Annotated in this window: 18 protein-coding genes, 5 tRNA genes and 2 pseudogenes; 16 read left to right on the top strand and 9 right to left on the bottom strand. The window is 59.9% G+C overall.

The genetic code is table 11. The features are described 5' to 3' along the window. Window positions 1–50: 50 nt before the first annotated feature. The 5 genes and pseudogenes from ACTG2O_RS10130 to ACTG2O_RS10110 form a co-directional block, all read right to left on the bottom strand. A complete protein-coding gene (locus tag ACTG2O_RS10130) occupies window positions 51–494 on the bottom strand; it encodes a DoxX family protein (RefSeq protein WP_270656463.1) in 444 nt (147 codons plus the stop codon). After that, a complete protein-coding gene (locus ACTG2O_RS10125; RefSeq protein ID WP_439975691.1) occupies window positions 491–1,243 on the bottom strand; it encodes an HvfC/BufC family peptide modification chaperone in 753 nt (250 codons plus the stop codon). Before ACTG2O_RS10125 ends, ACTG2O_RS10130 begins: the two co-directional genes overlap by 4 nt. Further along, window positions 1,236–2,083: pseudogene (gene bufB / locus ACTG2O_RS10120) on the bottom strand (MNIO family bufferin maturase). The gene ACTG2O_RS10125 and the pseudogene bufB overlap by 8 nt, the downstream one beginning before the upstream one ends. Before the next feature lie 72 nt (window positions 2,084–2,155). After that, the gene (locus tag ACTG2O_RS10115; RefSeq protein WP_005334862.1) at window positions 2,156–2,419 is read right to left on the bottom strand and encodes a BufA1 family periplasmic bufferin-type metallophore; all 264 of its coding nucleotides are present in this window, start codon (window positions 2,417–2,419) and stop codon (window positions 2,156–2,158) included. A 432-nt stretch (window positions 2,420–2,851) separates the two neighbouring features. Then, window positions 2,852–3,052, bottom strand: a complete 201-nt coding sequence (locus ACTG2O_RS10110) for a YbfA family protein (RefSeq protein ID WP_005334863.1) — start codon at window positions 3,050–3,052, stop codon at window positions 2,852–2,854. A gap of 213 nt (window positions 3,053–3,265) precedes the next feature. Between ACTG2O_RS10110 and ACTG2O_RS10105 the strand changes: the two genes are divergently transcribed. Then, window positions 3,266–3,559: a hypothetical protein gene (locus ACTG2O_RS10105; protein WP_019446720.1), complete on the top strand. Its 294-nt coding sequence runs from the start codon at window positions 3,266–3,268 to the stop codon at window positions 3,557–3,559. A 48-nt stretch (window positions 3,560–3,607) separates the two neighbouring features. Here ACTG2O_RS10105 and ACTG2O_RS10100 read toward each other — a convergent pair. Further along, window positions 3,608–3,681 (bottom strand) — tRNA-Cys (locus ACTG2O_RS10100). Window positions 3,682–3,738: 57 nt separating this feature from the next. Continuing rightward, window positions 3,739–3,814: transfer RNA gene (locus tag ACTG2O_RS10095), tRNA-Gly, on the bottom strand. A 249-nt stretch (window positions 3,815–4,063) separates the two neighbouring features. Here ACTG2O_RS10095 and ACTG2O_RS10090 point away from each other — a divergent pair. From ACTG2O_RS10090 to ACTG2O_RS10040, 11 genes and pseudogenes are all read left to right on the top strand, one after another. Continuing rightward, a pseudogene (locus ACTG2O_RS10090) lies at window positions 4,064–7,500 on the top strand (ATP-binding protein). Window positions 7,501–7,915: 415 nt separating this feature from the next. Beyond that, window positions 7,916–9,601, top strand: coding sequence for an ABC transporter substrate-binding protein (locus ACTG2O_RS10085; RefSeq protein WP_019446722.1), 1,686 nt, complete (start codon window positions 7,916–7,918; stop codon window positions 9,599–9,601). A 118-nt stretch (window positions 9,602–9,719) separates the two neighbouring features. Then, window positions 9,720–10,703 (top strand): ABC transporter permease, encoded by a 984-nt coding sequence (locus ACTG2O_RS10080; RefSeq protein WP_439975690.1) that lies wholly within the window; start codon window positions 9,720–9,722, stop codon window positions 10,701–10,703. 1 nt (window position 10,704) lies between these two features. Continuing rightward, window positions 10,705–11,613: an ABC transporter permease gene (locus ACTG2O_RS10075; RefSeq protein WP_431361373.1), complete on the top strand. Its 909-nt coding sequence runs from the start codon at window positions 10,705–10,707 to the stop codon at window positions 11,611–11,613. Then, the gene (locus tag ACTG2O_RS10070) at window positions 11,610–12,629 is read left to right on the top strand and encodes an ABC transporter ATP-binding protein (protein WP_005334876.1); all 1,020 of its coding nucleotides are present in this window, start codon (window positions 11,610–11,612) and stop codon (window positions 12,627–12,629) included. Before ACTG2O_RS10075 ends, ACTG2O_RS10070 begins: the two co-directional genes overlap by 4 nt. Window positions 12,630–12,640: 11 nt before the next feature. Beyond that, the gene (locus tag ACTG2O_RS10065; protein ID WP_005353824.1) at window positions 12,641–13,633 is read left to right on the top strand and encodes an ABC transporter ATP-binding protein; all 993 of its coding nucleotides are present in this window, start codon (window positions 12,641–12,643) and stop codon (window positions 13,631–13,633) included. Window positions 13,634–13,747: 114 nt separating this feature from the next. Beyond that, window positions 13,748–15,469 carry a glycoside hydrolase family 9 protein gene (locus ACTG2O_RS10060; protein ID WP_439975689.1) on the top strand — a complete coding sequence of 574 codons (1,722 nt, stop codon included), beginning with the start codon at window positions 13,748–13,750 and terminating at the stop codon, window positions 15,467–15,469. Further along, window positions 15,462–16,334, top strand: a complete 873-nt coding sequence (locus tag ACTG2O_RS10055) for a BadF/BadG/BcrA/BcrD ATPase family protein (protein WP_100653224.1) — start codon at window positions 15,462–15,464, stop codon at window positions 16,332–16,334. Before ACTG2O_RS10060 ends, ACTG2O_RS10055 begins: the two co-directional genes overlap by 8 nt. Next, a complete protein-coding gene (locus tag ACTG2O_RS10050; RefSeq protein WP_439975688.1) occupies window positions 16,319–18,184 on the top strand; it encodes a beta-N-acetylhexosaminidase in 1,866 nt (621 codons plus the stop codon). Before ACTG2O_RS10055 ends, ACTG2O_RS10050 begins: the two co-directional genes overlap by 16 nt. Window positions 18,185–18,396: 212 nt before the next feature. Next, window positions 18,397–19,950 (top strand): methyl-accepting chemotaxis protein, encoded by a 1,554-nt coding sequence (locus ACTG2O_RS10045; RefSeq protein ID WP_236297031.1) that lies wholly within the window; start codon window positions 18,397–18,399, stop codon window positions 19,948–19,950. A gap of 66 nt (window positions 19,951–20,016) precedes the next feature. Beyond that, window positions 20,017–20,373 (top strand): MGMT family protein, encoded by a 357-nt coding sequence (locus ACTG2O_RS10040; RefSeq protein ID WP_439975687.1) that lies wholly within the window; start codon window positions 20,017–20,019, stop codon window positions 20,371–20,373. A gap of 16 nt (window positions 20,374–20,389) precedes the next feature. Here ACTG2O_RS10040 and ACTG2O_RS10035 read toward each other — a convergent pair whose 3' ends face one another. After that, window positions 20,390–20,554, bottom strand: a complete 165-nt coding sequence (locus ACTG2O_RS10035; RefSeq protein ID WP_005334891.1) for a hypothetical protein — start codon at window positions 20,552–20,554, stop codon at window positions 20,390–20,392. Between the two features lie 108 nt (window positions 20,555–20,662). Next, complete coding sequence (gene topA, locus ACTG2O_RS10030) at window positions 20,663–23,284, bottom strand: type I DNA topoisomerase (protein WP_265775383.1); 2,622 nt, start codon at window positions 23,282–23,284, stop codon at window positions 20,663–20,665. A 355-nt stretch (window positions 23,285–23,639) separates the two neighbouring features. On the opposite strand from topA, the gene astB reads away from it, so the two are divergent. The 4 genes from astB to ACTG2O_RS10010 all read left to right on the top strand — a co-directional run bounded on the left by astB (window position 23,640) and on the right by ACTG2O_RS10010 (window position 25,556). Further along, complete coding sequence (gene astB, locus ACTG2O_RS10025; protein ID WP_439975686.1) at window positions 23,640–24,977, top strand: N-succinylarginine dihydrolase; 1,338 nt, start codon at window positions 23,640–23,642, stop codon at window positions 24,975–24,977. Window positions 24,978–25,218: 241 nt separating this feature from the next. Beyond that, window positions 25,219–25,303, top strand: a tRNA-Tyr gene (locus ACTG2O_RS10020). Window positions 25,304–25,342: 39 nt separating this feature from the next. Continuing rightward, a tRNA-Tyr gene (locus tag ACTG2O_RS10015) sits at window positions 25,343–25,427 on the top strand. A gap of 44 nt (window positions 25,428–25,471) precedes the next feature. Further along, window positions 25,472–25,556: transfer RNA gene (locus ACTG2O_RS10010), tRNA-Tyr, on the top strand.

Genomic DNA, 25,556 nt, shown 5'->3' with positions numbered 1-25,556 from the left:
ACAAAGAGCGCCTTGTGGCGCTCTTTGTCATTGGGGAAATCACTGATAAATCAATGGCTGCGACGTGTCAGCCAATAATCCAGGCTCAGCACACCGCCGCCCCAGATGATCAGGGTCAGCAGCATCCAGCCCCACAGCTGGTGATCGTAAAAGCCACCCGCCCAGAGGGTCGGGTAGGAGATCACCGCCATGATATTGAAGCCAAACAGCAGCAAGGCGGCCGGGCGAGTAAAAAGCCCTGCCAGCAGGAAGAGCGGCAACAGCAGCTCGGCGGCCGTCCCCAGATAGGCAGCCCACAACCAGGGCAGCAGGGGCACCTGATACTCGGATTCAAACAGATAGAGGGTGGAATCCCACGCAGTCAGCTTGAGCCAACCTGAAGTAATAAAAACCGAGGCGACCCACAGCCGCGCCAGCAACAGCACACAAGCGCGGCTCCAGCGCGGCAAATCACCACTCGAGCTGGCCAGCGCCAGCCATTTGTTTGCCATCATGGCATTACCTCCATATCCACCAGCAGACCAAGGGTTATCAGGCGAGTGAGATGTTCACTGGCCGCAGGGTCGGCCGCAAGCAGATCGACCAGCGCCGTACCAGCGAGACATCCCTGTAGCAGCGCCCACTCACCCGCCGTCAGGGGCAAGGGGGCAACCCGGCAATCCGGCTGTTTCTTCAATGCCAGCCAGACGGGGGCATCAAGCGCGTCCACCGCTTCACCACCGTGCAGCGCCATCTGCCACAGGGCCAGTACCGGATAATCGCTAGCAACCAGCAGCAGATCCGTGGCTGGCAACAGCCGCAGCCGCTCCCATTGTTGCGGCGATAATGCGGCCAGACGCTCGGCTGGCCAGCAGCGTGATTCCAGCGGCAGCAGACTGGCACGCTCAAGCTGCCATTCGAACTGAGCCAGCTCCTCCAGCCAGGGCAGTCCGGTTGTAGTCGGCAAGCGGGCCAACCATTGGCCAAACCCGGCGCCATAGTGCATGACGCTCCCTTCCCTGAGCGGCTCGGCCAATACGAAGCCACGGGCCGCCGCTGCAAAAAAGTCATCCCCGACCATAGCCTTGACGGCGGGATAACTGCTCGCCAGCACCTCGCCAAGGCTCAGGATGAAGTGGTTGCGATAGACCTGCAGCACAGATTCGGCAGGAAAGAGCCGGGAGCTGATGTGAGGGGAAATGGCGTCAGGCGCCCCCAGCAGACCATCGGCAAAGTGCTGTTGCAGCTGTGCCAGTTCAGCCATGGGCCACCTCCCGTGGTGCACTCATGGCACGCGCCTCATCCAGAATGGCGCCGGCCTGCGCCGCCTCTGCCAGCAAGACCGGCAGCGGCGGGATTCGAGGTCCCACTCAATCAGGGTGGGAATGGCCTGCTTGCGGCAGATCTGGCGATAGAGTTCCCAGACCGGCTCCACCACAGGGGCGCTGTGGGTATCGATATAGAGGGAGCCTTCCGGCAGCTGCTTCTCGGTATAACCGGCCAGATGGATCTCCCCGACGGTGGCGAGATCGATCGCCGCCAGATACTCATCGCAAGAGAAACCGTGATTGAAAGCACTGACATAGAGATTGTTGAGGTCGAGCAGGATGCCGCACTCGCTGCGCTGCTGCAGCTCGGCCAGAAATTCCCACTCGCTCATCTCCCCGGGCAGTTGCAGATAGGAGGAGGGATTTTCAATCAACATGCGGCAACCCAGGGTCTGTTGTACCTGCTGGATTTTGTCGCTCATGTTGCGCAGGGAGGCGCGGGTATAGGGCACCGGCAGCAGATCGTTGAAGTAACGCCCGCCAATGCTGCCCCAGCTGAGATGTTCGGAGATCCGTACCGGTTTGATCGCCGCGGCCAGTGTCGACAACTGCTGCAGATGGTGCGGATCGAGCGGGTCGGCAGAACCGAGGGACATGCCAACACCGTGAAGACTGACGGGGTAGTGCTGCGCCAGTTCGGCGAGCACCTGAAAACCGTGACTGTGCCGTTCGAAGTAATTTTCACTATGCACCTCCAGCCAACCGACTGCCGGCAGGGTTTGCCGGATCTCGTCGTAATGGGGAGTGCGTAATCCGATACCAATCAAAGGGTTCATCGCAAGACTCGCTTTCGCCAATCAGAGAAGATGCAGGGGGCGACCCATTGGCCATCCCCTGCCCGATGTCTCTTACTTGGGTTGCAGCGAACCGCCGACCAGCTTCTCGCACAGCCCTTTGGGCATCACCACAAAGGCATCACCCTGAGCATCTTCCTTGGCGGTACCGGCGCAGGAGCTGCTCTTGGTCGCACAGTCATTTTTGCTGGCCTTGACCACGCCGTAGCACTTCTCCTTTTCATCGGCAGCCATGGCTGGCGCCGCGATAAATTGGGCGCCCAGCGCCAGCAGACCGGTCATGGCGGAGGCGATAGCAGTGCTTTTTTTAACATTCATGTTCATGTTCCTTTTGATGTCGTTGGATGTTGCTGATATCCCCGATTTGTCGCAACCGGGTACCTGCAATAGAACCGGCAAACGGGATATTCCCTTTCAAAAAAACACAAAAATAGTTAAAAAACCCAAAGGCAAACACTCAATCAATTGATTTTAAAAAGCTATTTCATCATTGAAAATTTCTCGACGACCACCAATTTATGAACGAGAAAAGTGCCATATGGTGCTTTCATCCCGTTAATCTTCTTCACTGGTTCCATCAAAAGAGATGCGTCAGACATAAAAAAGCCCCGCCAAAGGCAGGGCTGGACGCAACCTTAAAGAAACAAAAAACCAACAATCTGAGTGGTATTGGGAGCCAGGAGTTGCGGCAAACAGATAAAAAAAGAGACAGCTTTGGCTGTCTCTTTTTGCACATGGTGCGAATGGGGTTTAGTAGAAGATCCGCTCGCCACGCTCGCTCATTTTGAGCCACACAGGTTTGGTGCTGGTTTTATTCCAGATCCGGTGCAGATAGCTGTAGAAGCGGGCACGATCGCTGCGAAACAGCATCACGGGGAAAGCCAGAATGCCCACCAGCAATACATAAATGCGACGAAGAATAATCTGAGTCAGGGAAAAGGGATGAAACATGATGTAACTCCTTACTGGTAAGACCACTGAGCAAAGATTACCCCACTCCATGTAGGATTACTACATCACCAACGCATTTTTTTTATAAAAAAATGGTGAAAAACGGGAAATACTGAAAACGGGTTACGTCATTAACCAACAGTTAACAAACTTGCGAAAATCGTGCGCTTTGCCACAGTTATCAGGGGAAAAACATGCAGTAGGGAGACACGCATGAAACTGCCGGAAGTGGCACTGCTGGTGCTGATGGTTGCCCTGACACGGGCACAACTGGAGGAGTGGCAACTGAATCGGGAAGATGTCATCGTGCTGGCCGAACGGGGCGTGCCCACCGTCAGCCTGTGGCAATGCGGCACACTGAAGCAACGGATTGCGGATCTCAACCAGCACAGTGCCGAGGTGCAGTTTCAATATCGGGGGCAAAACATGGCGGATGTGGGCCACTATCTCGAGCGGGAGTGGAAACAGGCTGGCTGCGAGCAGTTACTGGTACAGCAAGGATACTGACCAAGGCTCAGACTCGAAGAGTGATGATTGAGATGAACAGAGAGAATATGGAGGCACGTTCCGGAGTCGAACCGGACTAAACGGATTTGCAATCCGCTGCATAACCGCTTTGCTAACGCGCCATGCTGACAAGACTGATTGTCTTGAAAGTGAGTTCCATCGTTGGTGCGATGGAAAATTGGAGCGGGAAACGAGACTCGAACTCGCGACCCCGACCTTGGCAAGGTCGTGCTCTACCAACTGAGCTATTCCCGCGTTACTGCTTTCGTGCCAGTTGCCTGACAACGAGGCGCATTATACGTACCACGAGCGCCAGCACAACCCCTTTTTCGCAATTTAAGCCCTGATGCAAACTGTTTGCTCAGGGTTTAAACGCCTTGCTGCATTTTTCTCCAGCCAGCTGTGACCCACCAAGCGAATTTGGGATAAAGTCGTTGAAATGATTACGCTTTCGTTCGAGACTTGAGCGGCTTAATAACCGGATTCTCAATTGAAAATCACAAGATGAAATGGATCTTCACGCTTCGTGGGCTCAGGCCGCAGTTAATGCTGGCTTTTTTCATGTTGGGCATGGTGCCCTTTTTGGTCATCACCCTCTTCTTCCTATACAGCCACGGCAAGGATCTCACCACCCAGACCTCCAACCATCTGGTCTCCGTTCGTAATATCAAGAAGAGTCAGCTCGAGGATTACTTCAACAACCTCAAAGAGCAGATCATCAACTTCTCCCAGCAGGATTTTGCCGGCAACAGTATCGGCCGTTTCTATGGCTTTACCGGCGCCTTCGAGAAATTGGGCACCACACCGCAGGAGGCCCGCAGCCGTGCCCAGGCCCGTTATCTGCCCGGCTCCTGGGATCAACTGCGCAAACCGGACAGTCAGGTGGAGATCGAACCCTCCATCACGGCGCTTATCCTCGCCGACGAGATGTATGGCCGGGTGCACCAGCGCTTTCATCGCGGCTATGCCGACATGGTGCGCAAGTCCAACTACAGCGACATCTTTCTGGTGGACCTCAACGGTGATGTGGTCTATTCGGTCACCAAGCACCCTAACTTTGCCACCAATCTGCTCTCCGGCCCCTACCAGGGCAGTGGCTTGGGCCAGACCTTCGCCAAGATCAAACGCCGCCTTGATGGCGGCCAGAAACCACAGCAGATCTTCGAGTTCACCGATTTTGGCCGCAACGAGCTGACCGGGCAGGTGGTCGCCTACATGGCAGCCCCCGTGATGCAATACGACTATGTGCGCGGTGTGGTGATTTTCGAGCTGTTGCCGGACAAGCTCAACCAGATCATGGCGGAGCGGGAGGGGCTGGGCGAAACCGGCGAGACCATCCTGATCGGCCCTGACAAGCGGATGCGCGCCGATGCCTGGCTGGCGCCGGAGTTCAGCGTCGAGAACAGCTTCAGCCCCAACTTCCGTCCACTGCAAACGCCCCTCATCACCAAGACGCTCTCTGGCGAGCAGGGGGTCGGGCTGTTCCACTCCTATCAGGATGACGAGGTGCTGGCCGCCTACACCCAGGTGAAGGTGTTCGATACCGAGTGGGCCTTTATCGCCGAGATCTCCACCCGGGAAGCCTATGCCCCGATCCGCCAGCTGGAAACTCTGGTGATTGTGCTGGGTGCAGGCTCGGTACTGCTGCTAATCCTCTTCTCCCGCTGGCTCTCCCACTCCATCACGGCGCCGCTGCGCTCCCTGACCGAAGCAGCCGAGCAGGTGGCCGACGGCGCGTTGGATCACCCTATCGCCATCGAGCGCACCGGTGATGATATCGACCGGCTGGCCGAGGCGTTTCGCCATATGCAGCGCTCGGTGAAGGACAAGATCGAGCTCATCGAGCAGCAGACCCAGGAGCTGCAACAGCAGGTCAAGCTGACCCACAAGCAGAACCTTAGCCTGCAGCAGGCGGATAAACTCAAGGATGAACTGCTGGCCAACACCTCCCACGAGCTGCGCACCCCCATTCACGGTATCAAGGGGATGGCCGAGTCGATGCTCGCCAGCCAGCAGGATTTGACCGAAGGGCAGCAAAAACAGCTCGGCCTCATCATCAAGAGCGCCGACGGACTGGCCCGTCTGGTTGACGATCTGCTGGACTACCACCAGATGCGCTACGGCCAGCTGGAGATCCACTCACAACCCGTCTCATCAAAAGGGGTTATCCGGCTGGTGCTGGATCTCTGCCAGCATCTTGTGCAGGCCAAACCCCTCACTCTGGTGGATATCAGCCCGGCCGAACTGCCGCCGGTGCTGGCCGACGAGCAGCGGCTCGAACAGGTGCTCTACAACCTGGTGGGTAACGCCATCAAGTACACGCCGCAGGGCAAGGTGGTGCTCAGTGCCATCGTCGAGAACAACTTCCTGCGCATCAAGGTCACCGACACCGGCATCGGCATCGCCCCCGATCATCTGGAGCACATCTTCGAGCCGCTGGTGCAGATGAGCCCGGAAGTAAGCAAGCAGGGGGCCGGCCTTGGCCTCTCCATCACCCGCCAGCTGGTGCACCTGATGGGGGGCGAGCTGTTTGTCGAGAGCGAGCCGAGCGTCGGCTCTACCTTCGCCTTTACCCTGCCCCTTGCCACCGGCAAAGCGGCCAATCTGACTCTCGACAGCCGCCAGATCGAGCATCAGCTGGTGCGCCAGCAACCGCTGATCCTGCCGGACTGGGAGAGCGACGATCTGCCCCCTCCCCCGAGGATGCTCCGCTCATTCTGGTGGTGGATGACGAGCCCATCAACCTGCACATCCTGCGCCATCTGCTGCAGCCCTGCGGCTACCGCATCCTGCCCAGCAGTGACGGCCACGATGCGCTGGCCAAGCTGGCCGAGGAGCCGGTGGATCTCATCCTGCTCGATGTGATGATGCCGACCCTCTCCGGTTTTGACGTCTGCCGTCGCCTGCGCCAGCAACGCCCGAAAGATATGCTGCCGGTGCTGCTGCTCACCGCCCTCAACCAGCCCAAGGATATCGAGGAGGGCTTCGGGGCCGGTGCCAACGACTATCTGGTCAAACCCTTCTGCAAAGAAGAGCTGTTTGCCCGGGTCAAGGCACTGCTGGAGGCCAAGGCCGGACGCGCCTCGCTGGTAGAGAACCGGCTATTGAAGCAGGAGATCGAACATCGCCTCACCCTGCAGGATCGGCTGCATCAGGATCAGCAGCGGCTGCTGGCCCTGCTCGGCGAAGGGGCCGACCCCATGATCTTTATCGACGAGCAGGGCACAGTGCTGTTTGCCTCCCGGGTACTAGCGCGCCTGCTGGGACAGGAGCCGGAAGCCTTGGAGGGGCAGCCCCTCAATGAGTGGCTCGCCACCCCGCTGCAACAGCAGTGGCCCGACCTTGCCAGCGAGCGGGAACACAATCTGGAATTTCTGGTGGCCGGGCAAAAAGATGTACTCAACGCCCGCGCCCTGCCTATCACGCTCGGAGGACAGGCTGCTTTCGCCCTCACCCTGAGTACCGAGCTGCGTCAGGATGAGAACCGGGTCATGGCGCTGGAGAACGCCCTCAAGAACCTCTCGCGGCAAGCCATCATCGAAGATGAACAGCTGCTGGGCGAGCTGAGCCGCCTGGGTGGCGAGTTCCGTTCGCTGGCCGACGACCTCATTCGCCAGCAGGATGACGAGCCGCTGCGCCGTGCGCTGGTAGAGACCATGCAGCTCACCCTGGATGCCTGGCAGCAGGGGACCGGCAAGGGCAAAATCGTGCTGGCAGAGAAGAGCAAGCTGTGGCGGGTCTATATGGACAGATCCAGTCCGCAGACCCGCACCCTCGACAAATACCTGAGTCTGGACACCCTGCCCAAGTCACCACGCTGGAAGACGGTGGTGGCCACCACCGAGTATGTGCTGGGCCACTGCCCGCTCAATGACCACCAGCGCCAGCAGTTGCAGCACAGCGCCCAGACCCTGCGTCAACTCGCCAACCGCAAGCCGTGACACGGCGCCCTAAACGGGCGCCGGATCACAATTGGCAATCTGGTTTCTTTTTATGCAAAACAAAGCCCCGCCCGACCCCGAAACCGAGAGCAGATCCAATTCACAAATTTGTCATATACGCCATTTTCACAGCCACTTTCTACGCGAGAGCAAATAACGCAAACTAATGATTCTAAACAGATAAAAAAGCATTTTGACGAGATTGACGTAACACCGTCAATTTTTACGAAAACAACGAAATCAATAGTTGTTGTTTTCCTGTTAATTCTGGTTTGCTTAGGGCGTTGGAAAACAGAACGACAAAGGTTAGACACCTGACCAACACAGAGGGCCGATTTCATCAGCATGCGAAACCGGTGCTCACACAAAACAAGGCGAACCCTCGGGAATGCCAAAAAATAAGAAAGGAAAACATATGCTTGCCAAAGTATCCAAAATCTCTACCGCTGTAATGCTGGGAACCATGATGCTTGCCGGTACCGCCGGTAACGCCATGGCCGCAGAAAACAAAACCGTGCTGACCATGGTCGCACAGCAGGAAACCGCCTGGGTCAAGAACTTCAACCCCTTCCTGCAAGCGGGCTTGCTGCACACCACCCGTCACTTCATCTATGAACCGCTGGTGATCTTCAACGATATGCAAGGGGGCAAACCCGTCTATCGTCTGGCCACCAACTATGCGTTCAGCGATGACCTGAAATCCGTCACCTTCGATCTGCGTGACGGCGTGAAGTGGTCTGACGGCGAAGCCTTTGATGCCGATGACATCATCTTCTCCTTCAATCTGGTCAAGGCCAACAAGGCGCTGGATGAGCGCTCAATCTGGACCCAGATCAAGAGCGTCGAGAAGCTGGCCCCCAACAAGGTCAAATTCGACCTGACCGAGGTCAACACCAACGTGGTGAATGACCTGGTGCTGGTACCTATCGTGCCGGAGCATCAGTGGAAATCGGTGAAAGATCCGGTTGCCTTCACCAACGACAAGCCGGTTGGTACTGGCCCCTTCACCGAAGTGGACAACTTCTCCGCCCAGCTCTATACCCAGTGCCGCAACCCGCACTACTGGGATAACGCCAACCTCGCCATCGACTGTATCCGCATGCCGCAGATGGCCACCAACGACCAGGTGCTGGCGGCTGTCATGAAGGGTGACATCGACTGGTTCGGCTCCTTCGTGCCGGATATCGAGCGCCTCTACGTCGGCAACGATCCGAAGAACAACAAATACTGGTTCCCGGCCTCCGGTACCGTGGCGTTCAACGTCAACTTCCAGACCAAGAACCCGGGCAATAACGAAGCCTTCAACGACATCAACTTCCGCCGCGCCTTCTCCATGGCGATGGACCGCCAGTCCATGGTGGATATCGCGGGCTACGGCTACCCCACCGTCAACGAGTACCCGTCAGGTCTGGGCAAAGCCTTTGACTCCTGGAACAACCCGGAAGTGGACAAGAAGTACGGCAAGTACAACAAGTTCGATCTGGAAGGGGCCAAGGCCCTGCTGAAAGAGGCAGGCTACAAGGATTGTGACGGCGACAAGTTCCTCGACACTCCGAGCTGCAAAAAGATCGAGTTCAAGGTATTGGTACCGAACGGCTGGACCGACTGGGTCAACACAGTTCAGATCGGTGTAGAAGGGCTGCAGGCGCTGGGCCTGAACGCCAAGACCGCTACCCCGGAAGCGACCGTCTGGACCGAGAACCTGATCACCGGTGACTTCGATGTCGCCCTGCAGGGTTACTTTGCCGGTGCCAACCCGCACAAGTACTTCGAGACCGCGTTCCACTCCCGCAACATGGGTGACCGTGGCAACCGCTTCGCCGCGCCCCGTTACAAGGATCCCGAGCTCGACAAGCTGATCGATGACTTCACCCAGACCGCCGATGCGGCCAAGCAGAAGGAGATCATGTTCGCCATCCAGGATCGTGTTGGAGCCAACCAGACCATCATTCCGGTCTTCAACAACCCGACCTGGTATGAGTACAGCACCAAGCGCTTCAACGGCTGGTTCAGTGCTGATAACCCGGTAGCCAAACCTCAGCTCCACCCGGACACCCCTGAGCGTCTGCTGCACGTGTTGTCCCTCAAGCCAAACAGCTAAACAATCCCGGCCCCCTGCGGGGGGCCATCTTCCCCGTTAATCCCCTTCTTGCCCGGCACCGCCGGGGTTGGGGTAGCTATACCCGACGCGGGGCAGACTTGCAGTAAAAGGTACTATCATGGGATTCATACTGAGACGCTTTTCCTTCTATCTGGTTGCCTTTCTGGTAGCCGCCACCATCAACTTCCTGTTACCCCGTGCCATGCCAGGGGATCCTGTCTCCGTGATGTTTGCCCGCGCTGGCGCCATGATGGAACCCGCCGCCCTGGAAGCCCTCAAAGCCACCTTCGGCTTTGTCGACGGCCCCATCGGCACCCAGTTTCTCACCTATGTGAAGAGTGTCTTCACCTGGGATCTCGGCACCTCGGTGCGCTTCTACCCGCAGCAGGTCTCTGACGTGCTGGGCCGTGCCATCGGCTGGACCCTGTTTCTGGTCGGCACCTCCACCATCCTGAGCTTCTCCATCGGTTCCATCGTCGGCATCTTTGCCGCCTGGTATCGCGGCGGCCGGATGGACAGCATTCTCTCCCCGCTCACCCTGGTGATGCAGGCTATTCCGCCGGTGGTGGTCTCCCTGCTCGCCCTGTTCCTGTTCGGGGTCAGCCTCGAATGGCTGCCCATCGGCTACGCCTACAGCCCGGAGATCAAGGCTGACTGGGGCTGGGAGCACATCAAGAGCATCATGACCCACGCCATCATGCCGGTGCTGACTCTGGCCGTGGTGCAGGTGGGGGGCTTTCTCATCACCATGCGCAACAACATGATCAACCTGCTGGGCGAGGATTACATCACCATGGCCAAGGCCAAGGGGCTCTCCAGCAACCGGGTGATCTTCAACTACGGCGCCCGCAACGCCATTCTGCCCAGCGTCACCGCCCTCTCCATGGCGCTCGGTTTCGTTATCGGTGGATCTCTCATCACCGAAGTGATCTTCAACTATCCCGGCCTGGGCCTGACCCTCTATCAGGGCATTCTGGCCCGCGACTACCCGCTCATTCAGGGGCAGCTGCTCATCATGACCATCACCATGCTCAGCTTCAACTTCCTGGCCGACGTGCTCTACGTCTTCCTGGATCCCCGTCTGCGTACAGGAAGCAAATAAGATGCGTATGCCGACCATTCTCAAAATCTTGCTGGGCAACAAGAAGGCTGCCTGTGGCCTCGCCATCGTGGTTGCCTTCGTACTGATGGCCCTCTTTGCCCCCATTCTGGCCAGCAACGAGCCGACCAAACGGGTGGCTCGCCCGCACCAGCCGCCCAGTGCCGAGTTCGTGATGGGTTCAACCCGCATGGGCCACGACATCTGGGCCCAGTTCACCAACGGCGCCCGTATTTCGCTGCTGGTGGGTTTCAGCGCAGGCCTGCTGGTCTGCACCCTGGCCGTCGCCATCGGCATCACCGCCGGTTACTTCGGCGGTCTGGTGGATGAGTGCCTCACCTTCCTGATGAACGTGGTGCTGGTGATCCCCAACCTCCCCTTGCTACTGGTGCTGGCGAGCTTTATCGGGGAGGCGTCACCGGCGGTGATTGCCGTGATAATAGGGTTGACCTCGTGGGCCTATGGCGCGCGGGTCATCCGGGCCCAGACCCTGGCCCTGCGCGAGAAGGAGTTCGTCATCGCCGCCGAAGTGCTGGGCGAGCCGGCCTGGCGCATCATTCTGGTGGAGATCCTGCCCAACCTCATCTCCATCATCGGAGTGAGCTTTATCGGCTCCATCATCTACGCCATCGTCACCGAAGCGACCCTGGAGTTCCTGGGGCTTGGCGACCCGACCGTGGTGAGCTGGGGCATCATGCTCTACAACGCCCAGACCTCCAGCGCCATTCTGGTCGGCGCCTGGTGGGAGATCCTGGCCCCCTGCTTTGCCATCGCCACCCTGGGTGCCGGTCTGGCCCTGCTCAACTTCGCCATCGACGAGATTGCCAACCCGCAGCTGCGCTCCCACAAAGGGCTCAACCGCTGGAAGAAACTGGCCACACCGGTTGCCACAGCACAGGAGAAGACAGCATGAACAAGCATCCCCTGCTGTCAGTACGCAATCTTTGCGTCGACTACATCACCGAAAATGGCGACGTGCGCGCCGTCAACTCGGTGAGCTTCGATATCAGACAGGGCGAGATCTTCGGTCTCGCCGGTGAGTCGGGCTGCGGCAAGTCCACCGTCGCCTTCTCGGTGGCCCGGCTGCACAAGCCGCCCGCCTACATCAGCGGTGGCGAGATCCTGTTCAAGGGGGAGAACATCCTCCATTACAACGACGAGCGGCTGCGCTCCTATCGCTGGCAACAGGTGTCGGTGGTGTTCCAGTCCGCCATGAACGCCCTGAACCCTGTACTGCGGATGGAGGAGCAGTTCTGCGACGTGCTGCTGGCCCACAACCCCGGCATGACCCGTTACGAGGCGATCAAGCGCGCCCAGGAGCTGCTCACCATCGTCGATATCCACCCGAGCCGACTCAAGGACTACCCGCACCAGTTTTCCGGCGGCATGCGCCAGCGGCTGGTGATTGCCATCGCCATGGCGCTCAACCCCGAGCTGCTGATCATGGATGAGCCAACCACGGCGCTCGATGTGGTGGTACAGCGGGAGATCCTGCAGAAGGTCTATGCCCTGAAAGAGAAGTTCAACTTCTCCATTCTGTTCATCACCCACGACCTCTCCCTGATGGTGGAGTTCTGCGATCGCATCGGCATCATGTATGCCGGTGAACTGGTGGAGGTGGCTCCTTCCAAGGCGATCCTGACTGCGCCGCTACACCCCTATACCAGAGGGCTCGGCAACTCCTTCCCGCCCCTGCACGGGCCGAAGAAGGTGCTGGAGGGGATCCCGGGCACCCCGCTCAACCTGCTGGAGGTGCCGGTCGGCTGCCGCTTTCAGGCCCGCTGCGGCAAGGTGCACGATCGCTGCCGTCAGGAGTACACCAGATTGGCCGAGATCCGCCCCGGGCAACAGACCGCCTGCCACCTCTATGAGGAGCAGGGACTGCAACAAGATTCCGTGATCTATCTGGACAAGGCCGCTGGCTGTTAAGGATGTCTGTCATGCAAATCGCCAAAACCGATGCACCCATCATCGAAGTCCAGCACCTCTACAAGGACTTCCCCATCAACTCCAATGCCATCAAGAGTGGCAAGATGCGGGCGCTCTCCGACATCACCTTCAACCTGCACCGGGGCCGCGCCCTGGCGGTGGTCGGGGAGTCGGGCTCCGGCAAGAGCACCATCGCCAAGATCATCGCCAAGATGTACAAGCTCAGTGCCGGGCGCATTCTCTATCGCGGCCACGATCTGGAGGAGTTCAACAAAGGCACCGCCCTGCTGGACTATCGCCAGAGCGTGCAGATGGTGTGGCAAGATCCGTTCGGTTCGCTCAACCCGACCCACACCATCTATCACCACATCGCCCGCCCCCTGCTGCTGCACAGCAAGGTGATCGACAAAAAAGAGCTGCCAGACATGGTCTACGCCCTGCTGGAGAAGGTGGGGCTCACCCCCGCCAAGGCAACGGCGGCCAAGTATCCGCACCAGCTCTCCGGCGGCCAGCGCCAGCGGGTCAACATCGCCCGCAATCTGGCGGTGGAGGCGGAGGTTGTGCTGGCGGACGAACCCACTTCCATGCTCGACGTCTCCATTCGCATCGGCATCCTCAACCTGATGGAACAGATGAAGAACGAGCTCGGCGTCTCCATGCTCTACATCACCCACGACATCGCCACCGCCCGCTATGTGGCGGAAGATCTGGCGGTGATGTATGTAGGGCACATGGTGGAGTGGGGCGAGGTGGACGAGATCCTGCACCACCCGCAGCACCCCTACACCCAGTTGCTTATCTCGGCGGTGCCCGACCCCGAGAAGAGCATCCACGCCGAGCTGGAGGGTGGCCGCAAGGGGGAGATCCCGCTCTGGACGCCGGAGTCCTGCGGTTGCCCCTTTGCCGGGCGCTGCAATCAGGCGATGCCCCGCTGCAAGGAGGCGCTGCCCCCCATCACCAAGCTTGCCGACAACCACTTCGTGCGCTGCTACCTCTACGAGTGAAGGTGAACCCGATACCGGCCGGACAACCCTGTCCGGCCATGCCTCGATACGGGGCGGCCACAGCCCCGTGATGTGCCTCACCGCCCGGCGGTGAACCACAGGAGTAATACCTTGATGGAACTCTTGATCAATCAGGTGGGCTACGAGTGCGACGGACACAAGGTCGCCCTGTTGCAAACCTCCCCCGCCCCTGATCTCGGCGGCTATGTCAGGCTGCAACGCCTCGACGATGGCCAGATCCTGTTTGAAACCCCGCTGCAACCGGCTGGCAGCGTCCCTGGCTGGCAGGGCCGCGCTTACTGGCGTGCCGACTTCTCCACCTTCAAGGAGCCCGGCCACTATCGGCTGGAGGCGATCACTGCCCAAGGCATTGTCCGTTCGACCCGTTTTGCCATCGGCCAGGATCTGCTGGCCAGCCGCTGCCTCTCGGACGTTATCCACTACTTCAAGGGGCAGCGCGCCAGCGGCACCTTCGATCGGGCCGACCGCAACGCCCGCCTGTTTGGCACCGACCAGCACAAAGATGTGCACGGCGGTTGGTTCGATGCCAGCGGCGACATGAGCAAGTACCTGAGCCACCTCTCCTACGCCAACTACCTCAACCCCCAGCAGACCCCCATGGTGGTGTGGGCCCTGCTCAAGTGCCGGGAACTGCTGGCCCCACGCCGCGATATCGACGGAGTGAACCTCTGCAAGCGGCTCAATGACGAGGCGCTGCACGGCGCCGATTTCCTCTGCCGGATGCAGGATGAGTCGGGCTTCTTCTACATGACCCTGTTCGACAAGTGGAGCAAGGATCCCGCCCAGCGCGAGCTGTGCGCCTATGCCACCCAGCAGGGGATCAAGTCCGCCAACTGGCAGGCGGGTTTTCGCCAAGGGGGCGGCATGGCTATCGCCGCGCTGGCCCGCGCCGCCCGCGAGAGCGTCAGTGGCGACTTCGATGCCAGCCGCTACGCCGAGGCCGCCAAACGCGGCTACCTGCATCTGTGCGAACACAACCTTGCCTACCTTGATGACGGGGTCGAGAACATCATCGACGATTACTGCGCCCTGCTCGCGGCGGTGGAGCTGACCCGCACCTTCGGCAACGAGTGGCTGAATGAGGCGAGAGCCCGTGCCAGCAAGCTCTGTGCCCGCCAGCGCCCTCATCCTGAGCTGGGTCACTACTGGTCGGCCAACGAGGATGGCTCGCGCCCCTACTACCACGCCGCTGAGGCGGGTCTGCCGGTGCTGGCGCTGCTGGAATATCTGGGGGTAGAGCCGGATCAGGAATACAAGGCTAGGGTACAAACCGTGGTGGAGCAGGCGCTGGCCGCCGAGCTGGCGCTCTGCGCCCGCGCGGGCAACCCCTTCTCCCTCGCCCGCCAATATGTGAAAGGGGTAGATGAAGCGCCGCGCATCAGCTTCTTTATGCCCCACGATAACGAATCCGGATACTGGTGGCAGGGGGAGAACGCCCGCCTCGCGTCTCTGGCGACCATGGCCTTTGCTGGCGCCCGCCACTTCCCCCGCCAGAGCCAGCCGCTCATCACTTACGGTCAGCGCCAACTCGACTGGGTCCTCGGGCAAAACCCCTTCAACGCCTGCATGCTGGCGGGCCACGGCATCAACAACCCCGCCTATACCGCCGGGTATCCCAATGCGCAGGGGGGCATCTGCAACGGCATCACCTCAGGGTTTGATGACGAAAATGAGGTGGCCTTTATTCCGGAGGAGTACAGGGAACGGCTGGATCAGAACTGGCGCTGGGGCGAGCAGTGGATCCCCCACGCTGCCTGGTTTGCCCTGGCCATCACTTGGCAGAGTGCGCAGGGAAATGGAGGTCGCCATGATTGAATACTGGGTCGGTGTCGACGGCGGTGGCACCCACACCCGCGCCCGCATTCGGGATCGGGCGGGCAAACTGCTCGGAGAGGGGCGCGCGGCAGGATCCAATCTGGAGCTGGGCATTCCCCATGCCCACGCCAATGTGCTGGCCGCCATCGCCAGCGCCCGCCTTGCCGCCGGGATCGCTATCGAGAGCGAACAGCAGATGGGGGTCGGGCTGGCGCTCGCCTCCGCCGAGCTGGCCGACTGCTATCACGCCCTGCTCGAGATGCCCTTCCCCTTTGCCAGCGTCAGGCTCACCTCCGATGCCTTCGGTGCCTGCCTCGGCGCCTTTGGTGGCCGTGAGGGGGCCATCCTGATCGCCGGTACCGGCTCGGTGGGGCTGATCTATCAGGAAGGGCAGATCCGTACTTGTTCCGGCCGCGGCTTCCCCATTTCGGACATAGGCAGCGGCGCCTGGCTCGGGCTGCGCGCCATCCAGCAATCTCTGCTCTGCCACGACGGCATTCTGCCCCCCAGCACCCTCGCAATCCGCCTGATGGACCGCTTCAAGCGGGATCAGGCCGAGGTGGTACGCTGGGCCGCCCGCGCCATTCCGGCGGACTATGGCCACTTTGCCCCCTGGGTATTCGATGCCGCCAGCGATGGCGACGAGCTCGCCAATCAGCTGCTGGACGAAACCTGCGAACAACTGCGGATCCTGCTGGAGGGGATGACCCAGCTGGGTGCCAGACAGATCGCCCTGCTGGGGGGGATTGGCACCCGCCTTGCCCCCCGTCTCGGCCAGCTCAACCTGATCCCCCCCCAGGCAGATGCGCTCGATGGCGCCATCCTGTTTGCCCAATCAGAGGATTTTCCATGTCTACACCCCTGATCCACACCCAGGTCGCCCGACGTGACGGCGAGGATGTCTGGTTCACCTTCACCCTATCCCGCATGCCGGATACCCGGTGGAAGCTGCACTTCTGTCTGGCTCGCCATATCGACCCCGACTCCTTGCAAGGGGGCGAGCTGGAGCGCCAGAGCGGCAGCTACAAGGTGATTGTCCCGAACGCTGGCAGCTGCGAGCTGCGCTTTTGCTGCCGCCAGACGCCCATCAAGAAGCTCTCCGACATGCCGCAGGGCTTTTTCCTCAGCTTGCCGGAGGCGACCACAGGTGCCCAGCTGCTACCGGTGACGCTGGCGGCGCAGGATCTCGGACTTGAAAACCCGCCGGTAACCCGCCCCGACCTGCCCGAAGTCGAGCCCCTGTTTGGCATAGTGCCACAACCGGCCCATCAGGTGCTGCTGGAGGGGAACTTCCGGCTGGCCGAGCGGGCCCATGTCAGCGCCCCCCGCGATGTACCGAAGCTGCTGGCCCACTTTAACGAGCTGACGTCGCTGGCGCTGGAGCAGGATCACGACGCAGAAATCCGGCTGACCGAGGCCAAACTGGCCCCCGAAGCCTACCAACTCACCATCACGCCGCAGGAGGTGGTGATTGCCGCCGCCGACGAAGCGGGTTGGCGTCATGGGCTGGTCACGCTAGCCCAGTGGTATCTGCAACATGGGGAGAGCCTGCCCTGCATCACGCTGGAGGATGCCCCGCGCTTTGGCTTTCGCGGCATTTTTCTCGACTGCGCCCGCCACTTCCACACTCCGGCCACCATCAAGCGCCTGCTCAAGCTGATGAGCCTCTACAAGTTCAACCGCTTCCACTGGCATCTGACCGATGACGAGGGGTGGCGACTCGAGATCAAGGCCTTCCCGGCATTGACCGACGTGGGTGCCTGGCGCGGCCACGATCTGGCGATCGACCCCCAGCTCAGCGGCGGTGCCGAACCCTATGGCGGCTACTACACCCAGAGCGAGGTGAAGGAGCTGGTGAGCTATGCCAGTGAGCTCGGCATCACCGTCATTCCCGAGATCGACATTCCGGGCCACTGCCACGCCGCCATCAAGGCGCTGCCCGAGTTGCTAATCGAAACGGCAGATCACTCCCGCTACCGCTCGGTTCAGCATTTCGATGACAACGTGCTCAACCCCGCCCTGCCCGGCACCTACCGCTTTCTGGAGGCGGTGCTGGACGAGGTATGCGAGCTCTTTCCCGGCCCGCAGATCCACATGGGGGGTGACGAGGTGCCGACCGGGGTCTGGACCGACAGCCCCGCCTGCCAGCAGTTGATGGTCGAGCAGGGCTACGCCGACTGCCGCGAGCTGCAGGGCCGTCTGCTGCGCCACTGCCAGCGCTATCTGGCCGCCAGAGGCAAACAGATGATCGGCTGGGAGGAGATCCTGCATGGCGACAAGGTGAGCCGCAAAGCGGCCATCTGTGCCTGGACCAGCTTTCAGGCGGGGCTGGATGCTGCCGCGGCCGGTTATCCGGTGGTGATGGCGCCCGCCCAGTTCCTCTATCTCGATCTCGCCTGGAGCGCCGATATTCATGAACCCGGCCTCTACTGGGCGGGGACCCTCAATCTGGAGCAGGTTTATGCTTGCGATCCTGCCCCAGCCGATTTCCATGCCAACGATAACATCCTCGGGGTGCTGAGCCCCTTGTGGTCAGAATTGATCACCAGCCGTGATCGTCTCGACTACATGTTGTTCCCGCGTATGCTGGCCACGGCCGAGGTGGCCTGGAGCGATCCCGCCCACAAGGGCTGGGAGCACTTCGCCGCCCGCCTGCCGGGTCAGCTGCAGATCCTCGATCAGTTGCAGGTGCGCTACCGGATGCCACAGAGGTAATGTTGTCTCTACTTTGGCGGCCAATCGGCCGCCTTTTTTACGATTAGCCAACAAAACATCAACTTCCCCCTACCATTCATCCGCCATTATTGGCAAAATCCAGCCCCCAATGAAGCTGGTCTGCCTCCTGCTGGCGCGAGCCTGCGGCCACCTCCAGATCTGCCACAATAACAACGACAACATTATCAACAAGAACATCGGAGCGTATTCCTATGGCCCGCAGAGATGTCCATACCCTGGATAGCGAAGTGGAGTTTCCTGCCGACGTACAACTGGTCTCCACCACTGACCTGCGCGGGGTGATCACTTATGCCAATCCGGCTTTTTGCACCATCGCCGGCTATAGCGCCGACGAGCTGGTCGGTCACAACCACAATCTGGTACGCCACCCCGACATGCCCAAGGCCGCCTTCGCCGATCTCTGGGCCCGCCTCAAGGAGGGCAAACCCTGGCGCGGCATCGTCAAGAATCGCTGCAAGGATGGTCGTTACTACTGGGTAGATGCCTATGTGACCCCCATCTATGAAGGCAACAGGATCAGCGGCTACCAGTCGGTACGCTGCAAACCCGAGCCCCAATTCAAGCGCATCGCCGCTCAGACCTACCAAGCCCTGCTCAAGGCCGAGCGCGGCAACAGCAGCAACCTACCCTCTCTTGCCAAAGTACGCACCCCGGCCATTACCCTGCTGCTGCTCGGCCTGATGGGCTGGACCTTCGCCAGCCAAGGGGCCATGACCGTCCTGCTGATGCTGCTGCCCCTGTTGCTTATTGGCGGAGCCTACTGGCGCGAGCTCTTTGCCCTGCCCCACTATCTGCAGCAGCTGGGCCGTGAATATGACAGTCTGACCCGGTTGGTCTACTCCGGTGACAACCCCGGCGCCATTGCCGATTTTCATATCAAGATGCTTCAAGCCCGCATCCGAACCGTGTTGGGACGGATCAACGATGCCACGGCACCTCTGCAAACCCTGGCCATCAATCTGAAGCAGGCCTCTCATCAAGCCTGTCTCGATATCAACGAGCAAGATGCCCAGACCCAGCAGATGGCTACGGCTATGACTCAGATGGCCAACACAGCTCACGAGATCGCCCGCAACATTCAGGACTCCAACGGTCAGGTCAACGAAGCTCGCAATCGTTGTGAACAAACCAACCAGCAGTTGAACCAGACCGAGCAGCAGATCGAACAGCTCGCCAAACAGGCAGAGCTGGCGTTCAACTCGGCGGTAGAGCTCGCCAGTGAATCCGAACGGATTGGCAGTGTCATGGGCGAGATCCAGGGCATCGCCGAGCAGACTAACCTGCTGGCCCTCAACGCGGCCATCGAAGCCGCTCGCGCCGGGGAGCAGGGCCGTGGTTTTGCAGTGGTGGCCGACGAGGTGCGTACCCTGTCGACCCGCACCCACAAGGCGACCGAGCAGATCCAGGGCAGCATCAAGCAGATCCAGCACACTCTGGGACGCTGGAAGGGGATGATGCAGGAGAACCTGCAACAGACCCGCACATGTGCCGAGATGACCCGCCAGGGCGCCAGCAGCCTCCATACCGTGCTGGCAGAGATAGAGCTGGTCACCGAACACTCCACCCAGATCGCCACCGCAGCAGAGCAGCAACAAGCGGTCGTGGAGGAGATCAGCCGCAGCATCCACCAGATCTCCGAGTATTCCCACGCCAACAGTCAGAAGATGCTGGATGTCGATCACTCCAGTCAGGCTCTGCTGGAACGGGCCAAGCAACTGAAGGGGCTTAGCCAGACCTTCGGCTGAATCATTGCCAGCCCCATGACAGAAGCGCCACAATGGCGCATCTGTTGTTTTTGACGAATCGGGTTTATGAGCATTGAATCAAGTCCGTCCCCATTGAACAAAGCTGCCCGTATCGAAGCGATCATCGCCTTGATCCCGGCAGGCCGGGTGGTCAGCTATGGTCAGGTGGCCGATCTGGCGGGGCTGCCCGGACGGGCAAGACTGGTAGGCAAGGTGCTGCGGGAAACCGACAAGTTACTGCCGTGGCATCGGGTACTGGGCGCGGCGGGCACCATCTCGTTACCGAAAGGGTCGGCGGGCTTCGACAGACAGACGGGATTGCTGCAGGAAGAGGGCGTGCCCGTGATTGGTGGACGGGTCAGATTGAAGGAGTGGCAATGGCAGCCCGATCTGGCCGAGCTGCTTTTTTTACTGCCGTTTTGAGGGGATCACAGCCGGATCACTCCAGCGGCGCCAGGATCTCGTCGCTGCGCACCTGCACCGGTATGGTCTCGTCCGCGCGCTGCAGCAGCACCAGCAGACTCTGCCGGTCAACCTCCAGCACATAGGCCGCCCCTTCCCGGGTCATGCAGCTCATGCCCGGCCGGATCTCGTTAATCTCCATCTCAACCTCCTTGTCTACTTCGCGATTGACGACAGCTGCACTCCTTGCAGCTGTCTCAGTATACCGCTATCCATAAGCAAAGAGGCCCCTTGTCGGGGCCTCTTTTCATCACGCTTTTTTAGCCTTTGGCAAACTCTCTTGCCAGGTACCGTTGTCGTAGTGAGCGGTCCAACCGGTCGCCTTGCCGTTGACCTCGCTCATCACGTACTGCTCCTTGGTCTTGCGACTGAAGCGCACGATAGCGGGGTTTCCGTCCGGATCGGTGAGCGGGGCTCCCGCCAGATACTTGTGCTTGGCCGAGATTCGATCCTTGAAGCGCTTGAGCTCTTCCACCAGCGGCGCGCGGGTCTCGCGGGATTTGGGGAAGTTGCTGGCCGCCAGGAACAGACCGGCAGCCCCGTCACGCAGCACAAAGTGGGCATCGGACTGGGTGCACTTGAGCTCCGGCAGCGGCACAGGATCCTCCTTCGGCGGCGCGATGTCGCCGTTTTTCAGGATCTTGCGGGTGTTCTTGCAGGTCTCGTTGGTGCAGCCCATGTACTTGCCGAAACGGCCGTTCTTGAGCTGCATCTCGCTGCCGCAACGGTCGCACTCGATGCTCGGCCCTTCGTAGCCCTTGAGCTTGAACTGGCCCTTCTCGATCTCGTAGCCATCGCAATCCGGGTTGCGACCACAGACGTGCAGCTTGCGGCTGTCATCGATGATGTAGGCATCCATCGCAGTGCCACAGACACCGCAGCGGTGCTTGGCGCGCAGCGCTTCGGTTTCCGCCTCTTCGCCGTCAGTGGCGGAGACAAACTCGTCGGCAGAGACCAGGTTGATGGTCTTCTTGCAGCGCTCTTTCGGCGGCAAGGCATAGCCGGAGCAGCCAAGGAAAACACCGGTGGTGGCAGTACGAATGCCCATCTTGCGGCCGCAATCCGGGCAGTCGATGTCGGTCATCACCATCTGGTTGGCACGCATGCCGCCCTCTTCGGGCGCCTTGTCAGCCTTCTCCAGCTCCTGGGTAAACTCGGCGTAGAAAGCGTCCAGCACCTTCTTCCACTCCAAGCTCCCTTCGGCGATGCCATCGAGCTTGTCTTCCATCTTGGCGGTGAACTCGTAGTTCATCAGCTCGACGAAGTTCTCCACCAGACGATCGGTGACGATCTCGCCCATCTTCTCGGCGAAGAAACGGCGGCTCTCGACCCGTACATAACCGCGATCGACGATAGTGGAGATGATGGAGGCGTAGGTTGACGGACGGCCGATACCGCGTTTTTCCAGCTCGCGCACCAGCGCTGCTTCAGTGAAACGAGCAGGCGGCTTGGTGAAGTGCTGGCGCGGATCCAGCTTGATCAGCTTCAGCACCTCGCCCACGGAGACCGCCGGCAGCTGACTATCTTCGCCCTTGCGACCCATAGGCGGCAGAGCCTTGGTCCAACCGGCGAAGCGCAGGGTACGGCCACGGGCCTTGAGCTCGAACTCACCCGCCTTGACGGTCAGGGTAGAAGAGTCGTACTGAGCCGGGGTCATCTGACAAGCAACGAACTGACGCCAGATGAGATCGTACAGACGCATGGCATCCGGCTCCATCCCTTCCAGCATCTCGGCAGTCACCTGTACGTTGGAGGGACGGATCGCTTCGTGCGCTTCCTGAGCATTGGCCTTGGCGCCATACAGATTCGGCTCGGCTGGCAGATAGGCCGCGCCATACTGCTCGCCGATATATTCACGCACCGCCTCAACCGCCTCTTTGCTGAGGTTGGTGGAGTCGGTACGCATATAGGTGATGTAACCCGCTTCATAGAGACGCTGGGCCATCATCATGGTCTTCTTGACCCCGAAGCTCAGCCGGGTAGAGGCCGCCTGCTGCAGGGTAGAGGTGATAAACGGCGCGGACGGCTTGGAGCCGGTCGGCTTGTCTTCCCGGTTCACCACCTTGTAGTCGACCCCTTCCAGGGCCGCCACGGCGGCAAAGGTCTCGGCCTGGGTCACCGGCTTGAAGTCTGCACCATTGCGGCTGACCACTTCCATCCGCAGATCGCTCTTGTCGGCGGTCAGCAGGTCGGCATTGAGATCCCAGAACTCGACCGGTACGAACGCCTTGATTTCGCGCTCTTTATCGACGATGAGACGCACCGCAACGGATTGCACCCGACCGGCGGAGAGACCGCGGGCCAGCTTTTTCCACAGCAGCGGGGAGACCATGTAACCCACCACGCGGTCGAGGAAACGACGGGCCTGCTGGGCATTGACGCGGTCAATATTGAGTTCGGACGGCTGGGCGAACGCCTCCTTGATGGCGCTCTTGGTGATCTCGTTAAACACCACGCGCTTGTAGCGGCTGTCGTCGCCACCGATGATCTCGCGCAGGTGCCAGGCGATCGCCTCTCCTTCTCTATCCAAGTCGGTTGCGAGATAGATGGTGTCGGCTTTCTCGGCCAGACTTTGCAACTCGCTGACCACCTTCTCCTTGCCGGGCAAAATCTGGTAGTTGGCCTGCCAGCCAGCGGTCGGATTGATACCCATCCGGGCAAACAGGGCCTTGCGATCCTTGGCAGCCTTCTCGGATTCGCTCAACTTGATGCCGCGAATGACAGGTTTCTTGGGCTCGGTGCTGGCGCTGCCGCTGGTGGGCAGATCGCGAACATGACCAACGCTGGATTTCACCACGTAGTCCTTGCCCAGATATTTGTTGATCGTCTTGGCCTTGGCCGGAGACTCCACTATGACCAGTGATTTGCCCATGCTGTAACTATTATCCTCATTGCACCCGACGGGGTTGGTGTGCGGTTTTGTGGGGCTGTATAAGAGATTTGGCGCGAAAAAGCAATCTTGTGAGCAAATTTGCCTGACCAGCCCGAACCACACGGCTTCTTTTATTGCTTCTTTATTTATTAATGCGAAGGCAACAGGCCGGACGCAACCGCTTTTTCAATTTTCTGCCATACCGCCCCTCTTTTTATATCTGAAACGACATAAAAACGTCTGCTGGTTACCGGCTTGTTACAAAAACATAAAATCTCTTTATAATGGCCCAACCCCGACGCATTGTGCGCGGAAGGAACCGCTACCCATCATAAAAATCGAAAGGATGTACTCAATGAAGCACTTCGAGGTCAATTTCGACGGTCTGGTCGGCCCGACTCATAACTACGCCGGCCTCTCCTACGGCAATGTTGCCTCCCAGAGCAATGCCCAGGAGGCTTCCAATCCGAAAGAGGCCGCCAAACAGGGACTGCGCAAGATGAAGTCGCTGACCGAGCTTGGCATGACCCAGGGGGTACTGGCGCCACAAGAGCGTCCCGATCTCGCCACCCTGCGCCGCCTAGGCTTCACCGGCAACGATGCCCGGGTGCTGGAGCAGGCCGCCAAACAGGCTCCCGCCGTACTGGCTGCCTGCTATTCGGCCTCCAGCATGTGGACCGCCAACGCCGCCACCGTCTCTCCCAGTGCCGATACCCAAGATGGCCGCATTCACTTCACCCCCGCCAACCTGACCAACAAGTTTCACCGCTCTCTGGAGCCCGACGTCACGGGCCGTATCCTGCGCGCCGTGTTCAACAACGATCGCCACTTCAGCCACCACCTCCATCTGCCGGAAAATGACCACTTCGGCGACGAGGGGGCAGCCAACCACACCCGGCTCTGCCGCGCCTATGGCGAGGCGGGGGTCGAGCTGTTTGTCTATGGCCGCAGCGCCTTTGACTACTCCCGCCCGGCGCCGAAGCGCTATCCGGCCCGCCAGACTCTGGAGGCAAGCCAGGCCATCTCCCGCCTGCATGGCCTTGGCGAGGAGAGCGTGGTGTTTATTCAGCAAAACCCGGATGTGATCGATCAGGGGGTGTTCCACAACGACGTGATCGCGGTGGGCAACCAGAACGTGCTCTTCTTCCACCAACAAGCGTTCCTCAACACCAAAGCGGTGCTGACCGAAATCCGCGGCAAGTTTGGCGAGGGGGATTTGCACTTTATCGAAGTGCCGACTGCCGAGGTATCCGTGCTGGATGCGGTGAAATCTTACCTGTTCAACACCCAGATCCTCACCCTGCCGAGCGGCGAGATGGCCATCATCGCCCCCACCGAGTGCCGCGACAATCCGGCGGTGTCAGCCTATCTCGGCAAGCTGCTGACGCAGGAGACCCCGATCAAGGCAGTCCACTATATGGATGTGAAACAGAGCATGCGCAATGGTGGCGGCCCGGCCTGCCTGCGACTGCGGGTTGCCATGAACGATCAGGAACTCGCTGCGGTCAATCCGGCCTGCCTTATCAACGACAGCCAGTTTGCCCGTCTCGATGGCTGGGTCGATCGCCACTACCGTGACCGGCTGACCCTCGACGACCTGCGGGATCCGGCACTGGTGCAGGAGTCCCGCAGCGCACTGGACGAACTGACCCAGATCCTGAAACTGGGTTCGATCTACCCGTTCCAGCGCTAAATGTGATGCCCGGGAAGACCGCCAACGCTGGCGGTCTTCTGCTATCGGCCTTCTCTTCAGCGCGATAGCCAACTTGCACGGATGCTGTTTTGTGCAGAAAAGCAGCGCACAACTTGCTGATAAGCTTGAATTTTGAGCTGTATGTATCAAAAAATCGACGAACAGTCATTTTTTACTGCCAGATGCCTCATCAAGGGGTTCACAAAGCCTCTGGATCTGATAGTATGCGCCTCGCACTTGGGGAGGGGTTCCCGAGCGGCCAAAGGGATCAGACTGTAAATCTGACGGCTCTGCCTTCGAAGGTTCGAATCCTTCTCCCTCCACCATTCAAGTGCAAAAGTAGTGACAATCAGGAAATACCCCGTGGAGGGGTTCCCGAGCGGCCAAAGGGATCAGACTGTAAATCTGACGGCTCTGCCTTCGAAGGTTCGAATCCTTCTCCCTCCACCATTTCCCTGATTGCAATGGCTGAATACAATTTGCTTTGCCCCTGTGGAGGGGTTCCCGAGCGGCCAAAGGGATCAGACTGTAAATCTGACGGCTCTGCCTTCGAAGGTTCGAATCCTTCTCCCTCCACCA

The sequence above is a fragment of the Aeromonas sp. 61P genome, from assembly GCF_051919545.1.
In the GTDB taxonomy this organism is placed as follows: Bacteria; Pseudomonadota; Gammaproteobacteria; order Enterobacterales; family Aeromonadaceae; genus Aeromonas; species Aeromonas veronii.
This window is presented reverse-complemented; position numbering and strand designations above follow the sequence as displayed.

Coding starts and splice junctions, on each gene's coding strand:
- ACTG2O_RS10130 (WP_270656463.1), bottom strand. CDS start 494: ATGATGGCAAACAAATGGCTGGCGCTGGCCAGCTCGAGTGGTGATTTG.
- ACTG2O_RS10125 (WP_439975691.1), bottom strand. CDS start 1,243: ATGGCTGAACTGGCACAGCTGCAACAGCACTTTGCCGATGGTCTGCTG.
- ACTG2O_RS10115 (WP_005334862.1), bottom strand. CDS start 2,419: ATGAATGTTAAAAAAAGCACTGCTATCGCCTCCGCCATGACCGGTCTG.
- ACTG2O_RS10110 (WP_005334863.1), bottom strand. CDS start 3,052: ATGTTTCATCCCTTTTCCCTGACTCAGATTATTCTTCGTCGCATTTAT.
- ACTG2O_RS10105 (WP_019446720.1), top strand. CDS start 3,266: ATGAAACTGCCGGAAGTGGCACTGCTGGTGCTGATGGTTGCCCTGACA.
- ACTG2O_RS10085 (WP_019446722.1), top strand. CDS start 7,916: ATGCTTGCCAAAGTATCCAAAATCTCTACCGCTGTAATGCTGGGAACC.
- ACTG2O_RS10080 (WP_439975690.1), top strand. CDS start 9,720: ATGGGATTCATACTGAGACGCTTTTCCTTCTATCTGGTTGCCTTTCTG.
- ACTG2O_RS10075 (WP_431361373.1), top strand. CDS start 10,705: ATGCGTATGCCGACCATTCTCAAAATCTTGCTGGGCAACAAGAAGGCT.
- ACTG2O_RS10070 (WP_005334876.1), top strand. CDS start 11,610: ATGAACAAGCATCCCCTGCTGTCAGTACGCAATCTTTGCGTCGACTAC.
- ACTG2O_RS10065 (WP_005353824.1), top strand. CDS start 12,641: ATGCAAATCGCCAAAACCGATGCACCCATCATCGAAGTCCAGCACCTC.
- ACTG2O_RS10060 (WP_439975689.1), top strand. CDS start 13,748: ATGGAACTCTTGATCAATCAGGTGGGCTACGAGTGCGACGGACACAAG.
- ACTG2O_RS10055 (WP_100653224.1), top strand. CDS start 15,462: ATGATTGAATACTGGGTCGGTGTCGACGGCGGTGGCACCCACACCCGC.
- ACTG2O_RS10050 (WP_439975688.1), top strand. CDS start 16,319: ATGTCTACACCCCTGATCCACACCCAGGTCGCCCGACGTGACGGCGAG.
- ACTG2O_RS10045 (WP_236297031.1), top strand. CDS start 18,397: ATGGCCCGCAGAGATGTCCATACCCTGGATAGCGAAGTGGAGTTTCCT.
- ACTG2O_RS10040 (WP_439975687.1), top strand. CDS start 20,017: ATGAGCATTGAATCAAGTCCGTCCCCATTGAACAAAGCTGCCCGTATC.
- ACTG2O_RS10035 (WP_005334891.1), bottom strand. CDS start 20,554: ATGGAGATTAACGAGATCCGGCCGGGCATGAGCTGCATGACCCGGGAA.
- topA (WP_265775383.1), bottom strand. CDS start 23,284: ATGGGCAAATCACTGGTCATAGTGGAGTCTCCGGCCAAGGCCAAGACG.
- astB (WP_439975686.1), top strand. CDS start 23,640: ATGAAGCACTTCGAGGTCAATTTCGACGGTCTGGTCGGCCCGACTCAT.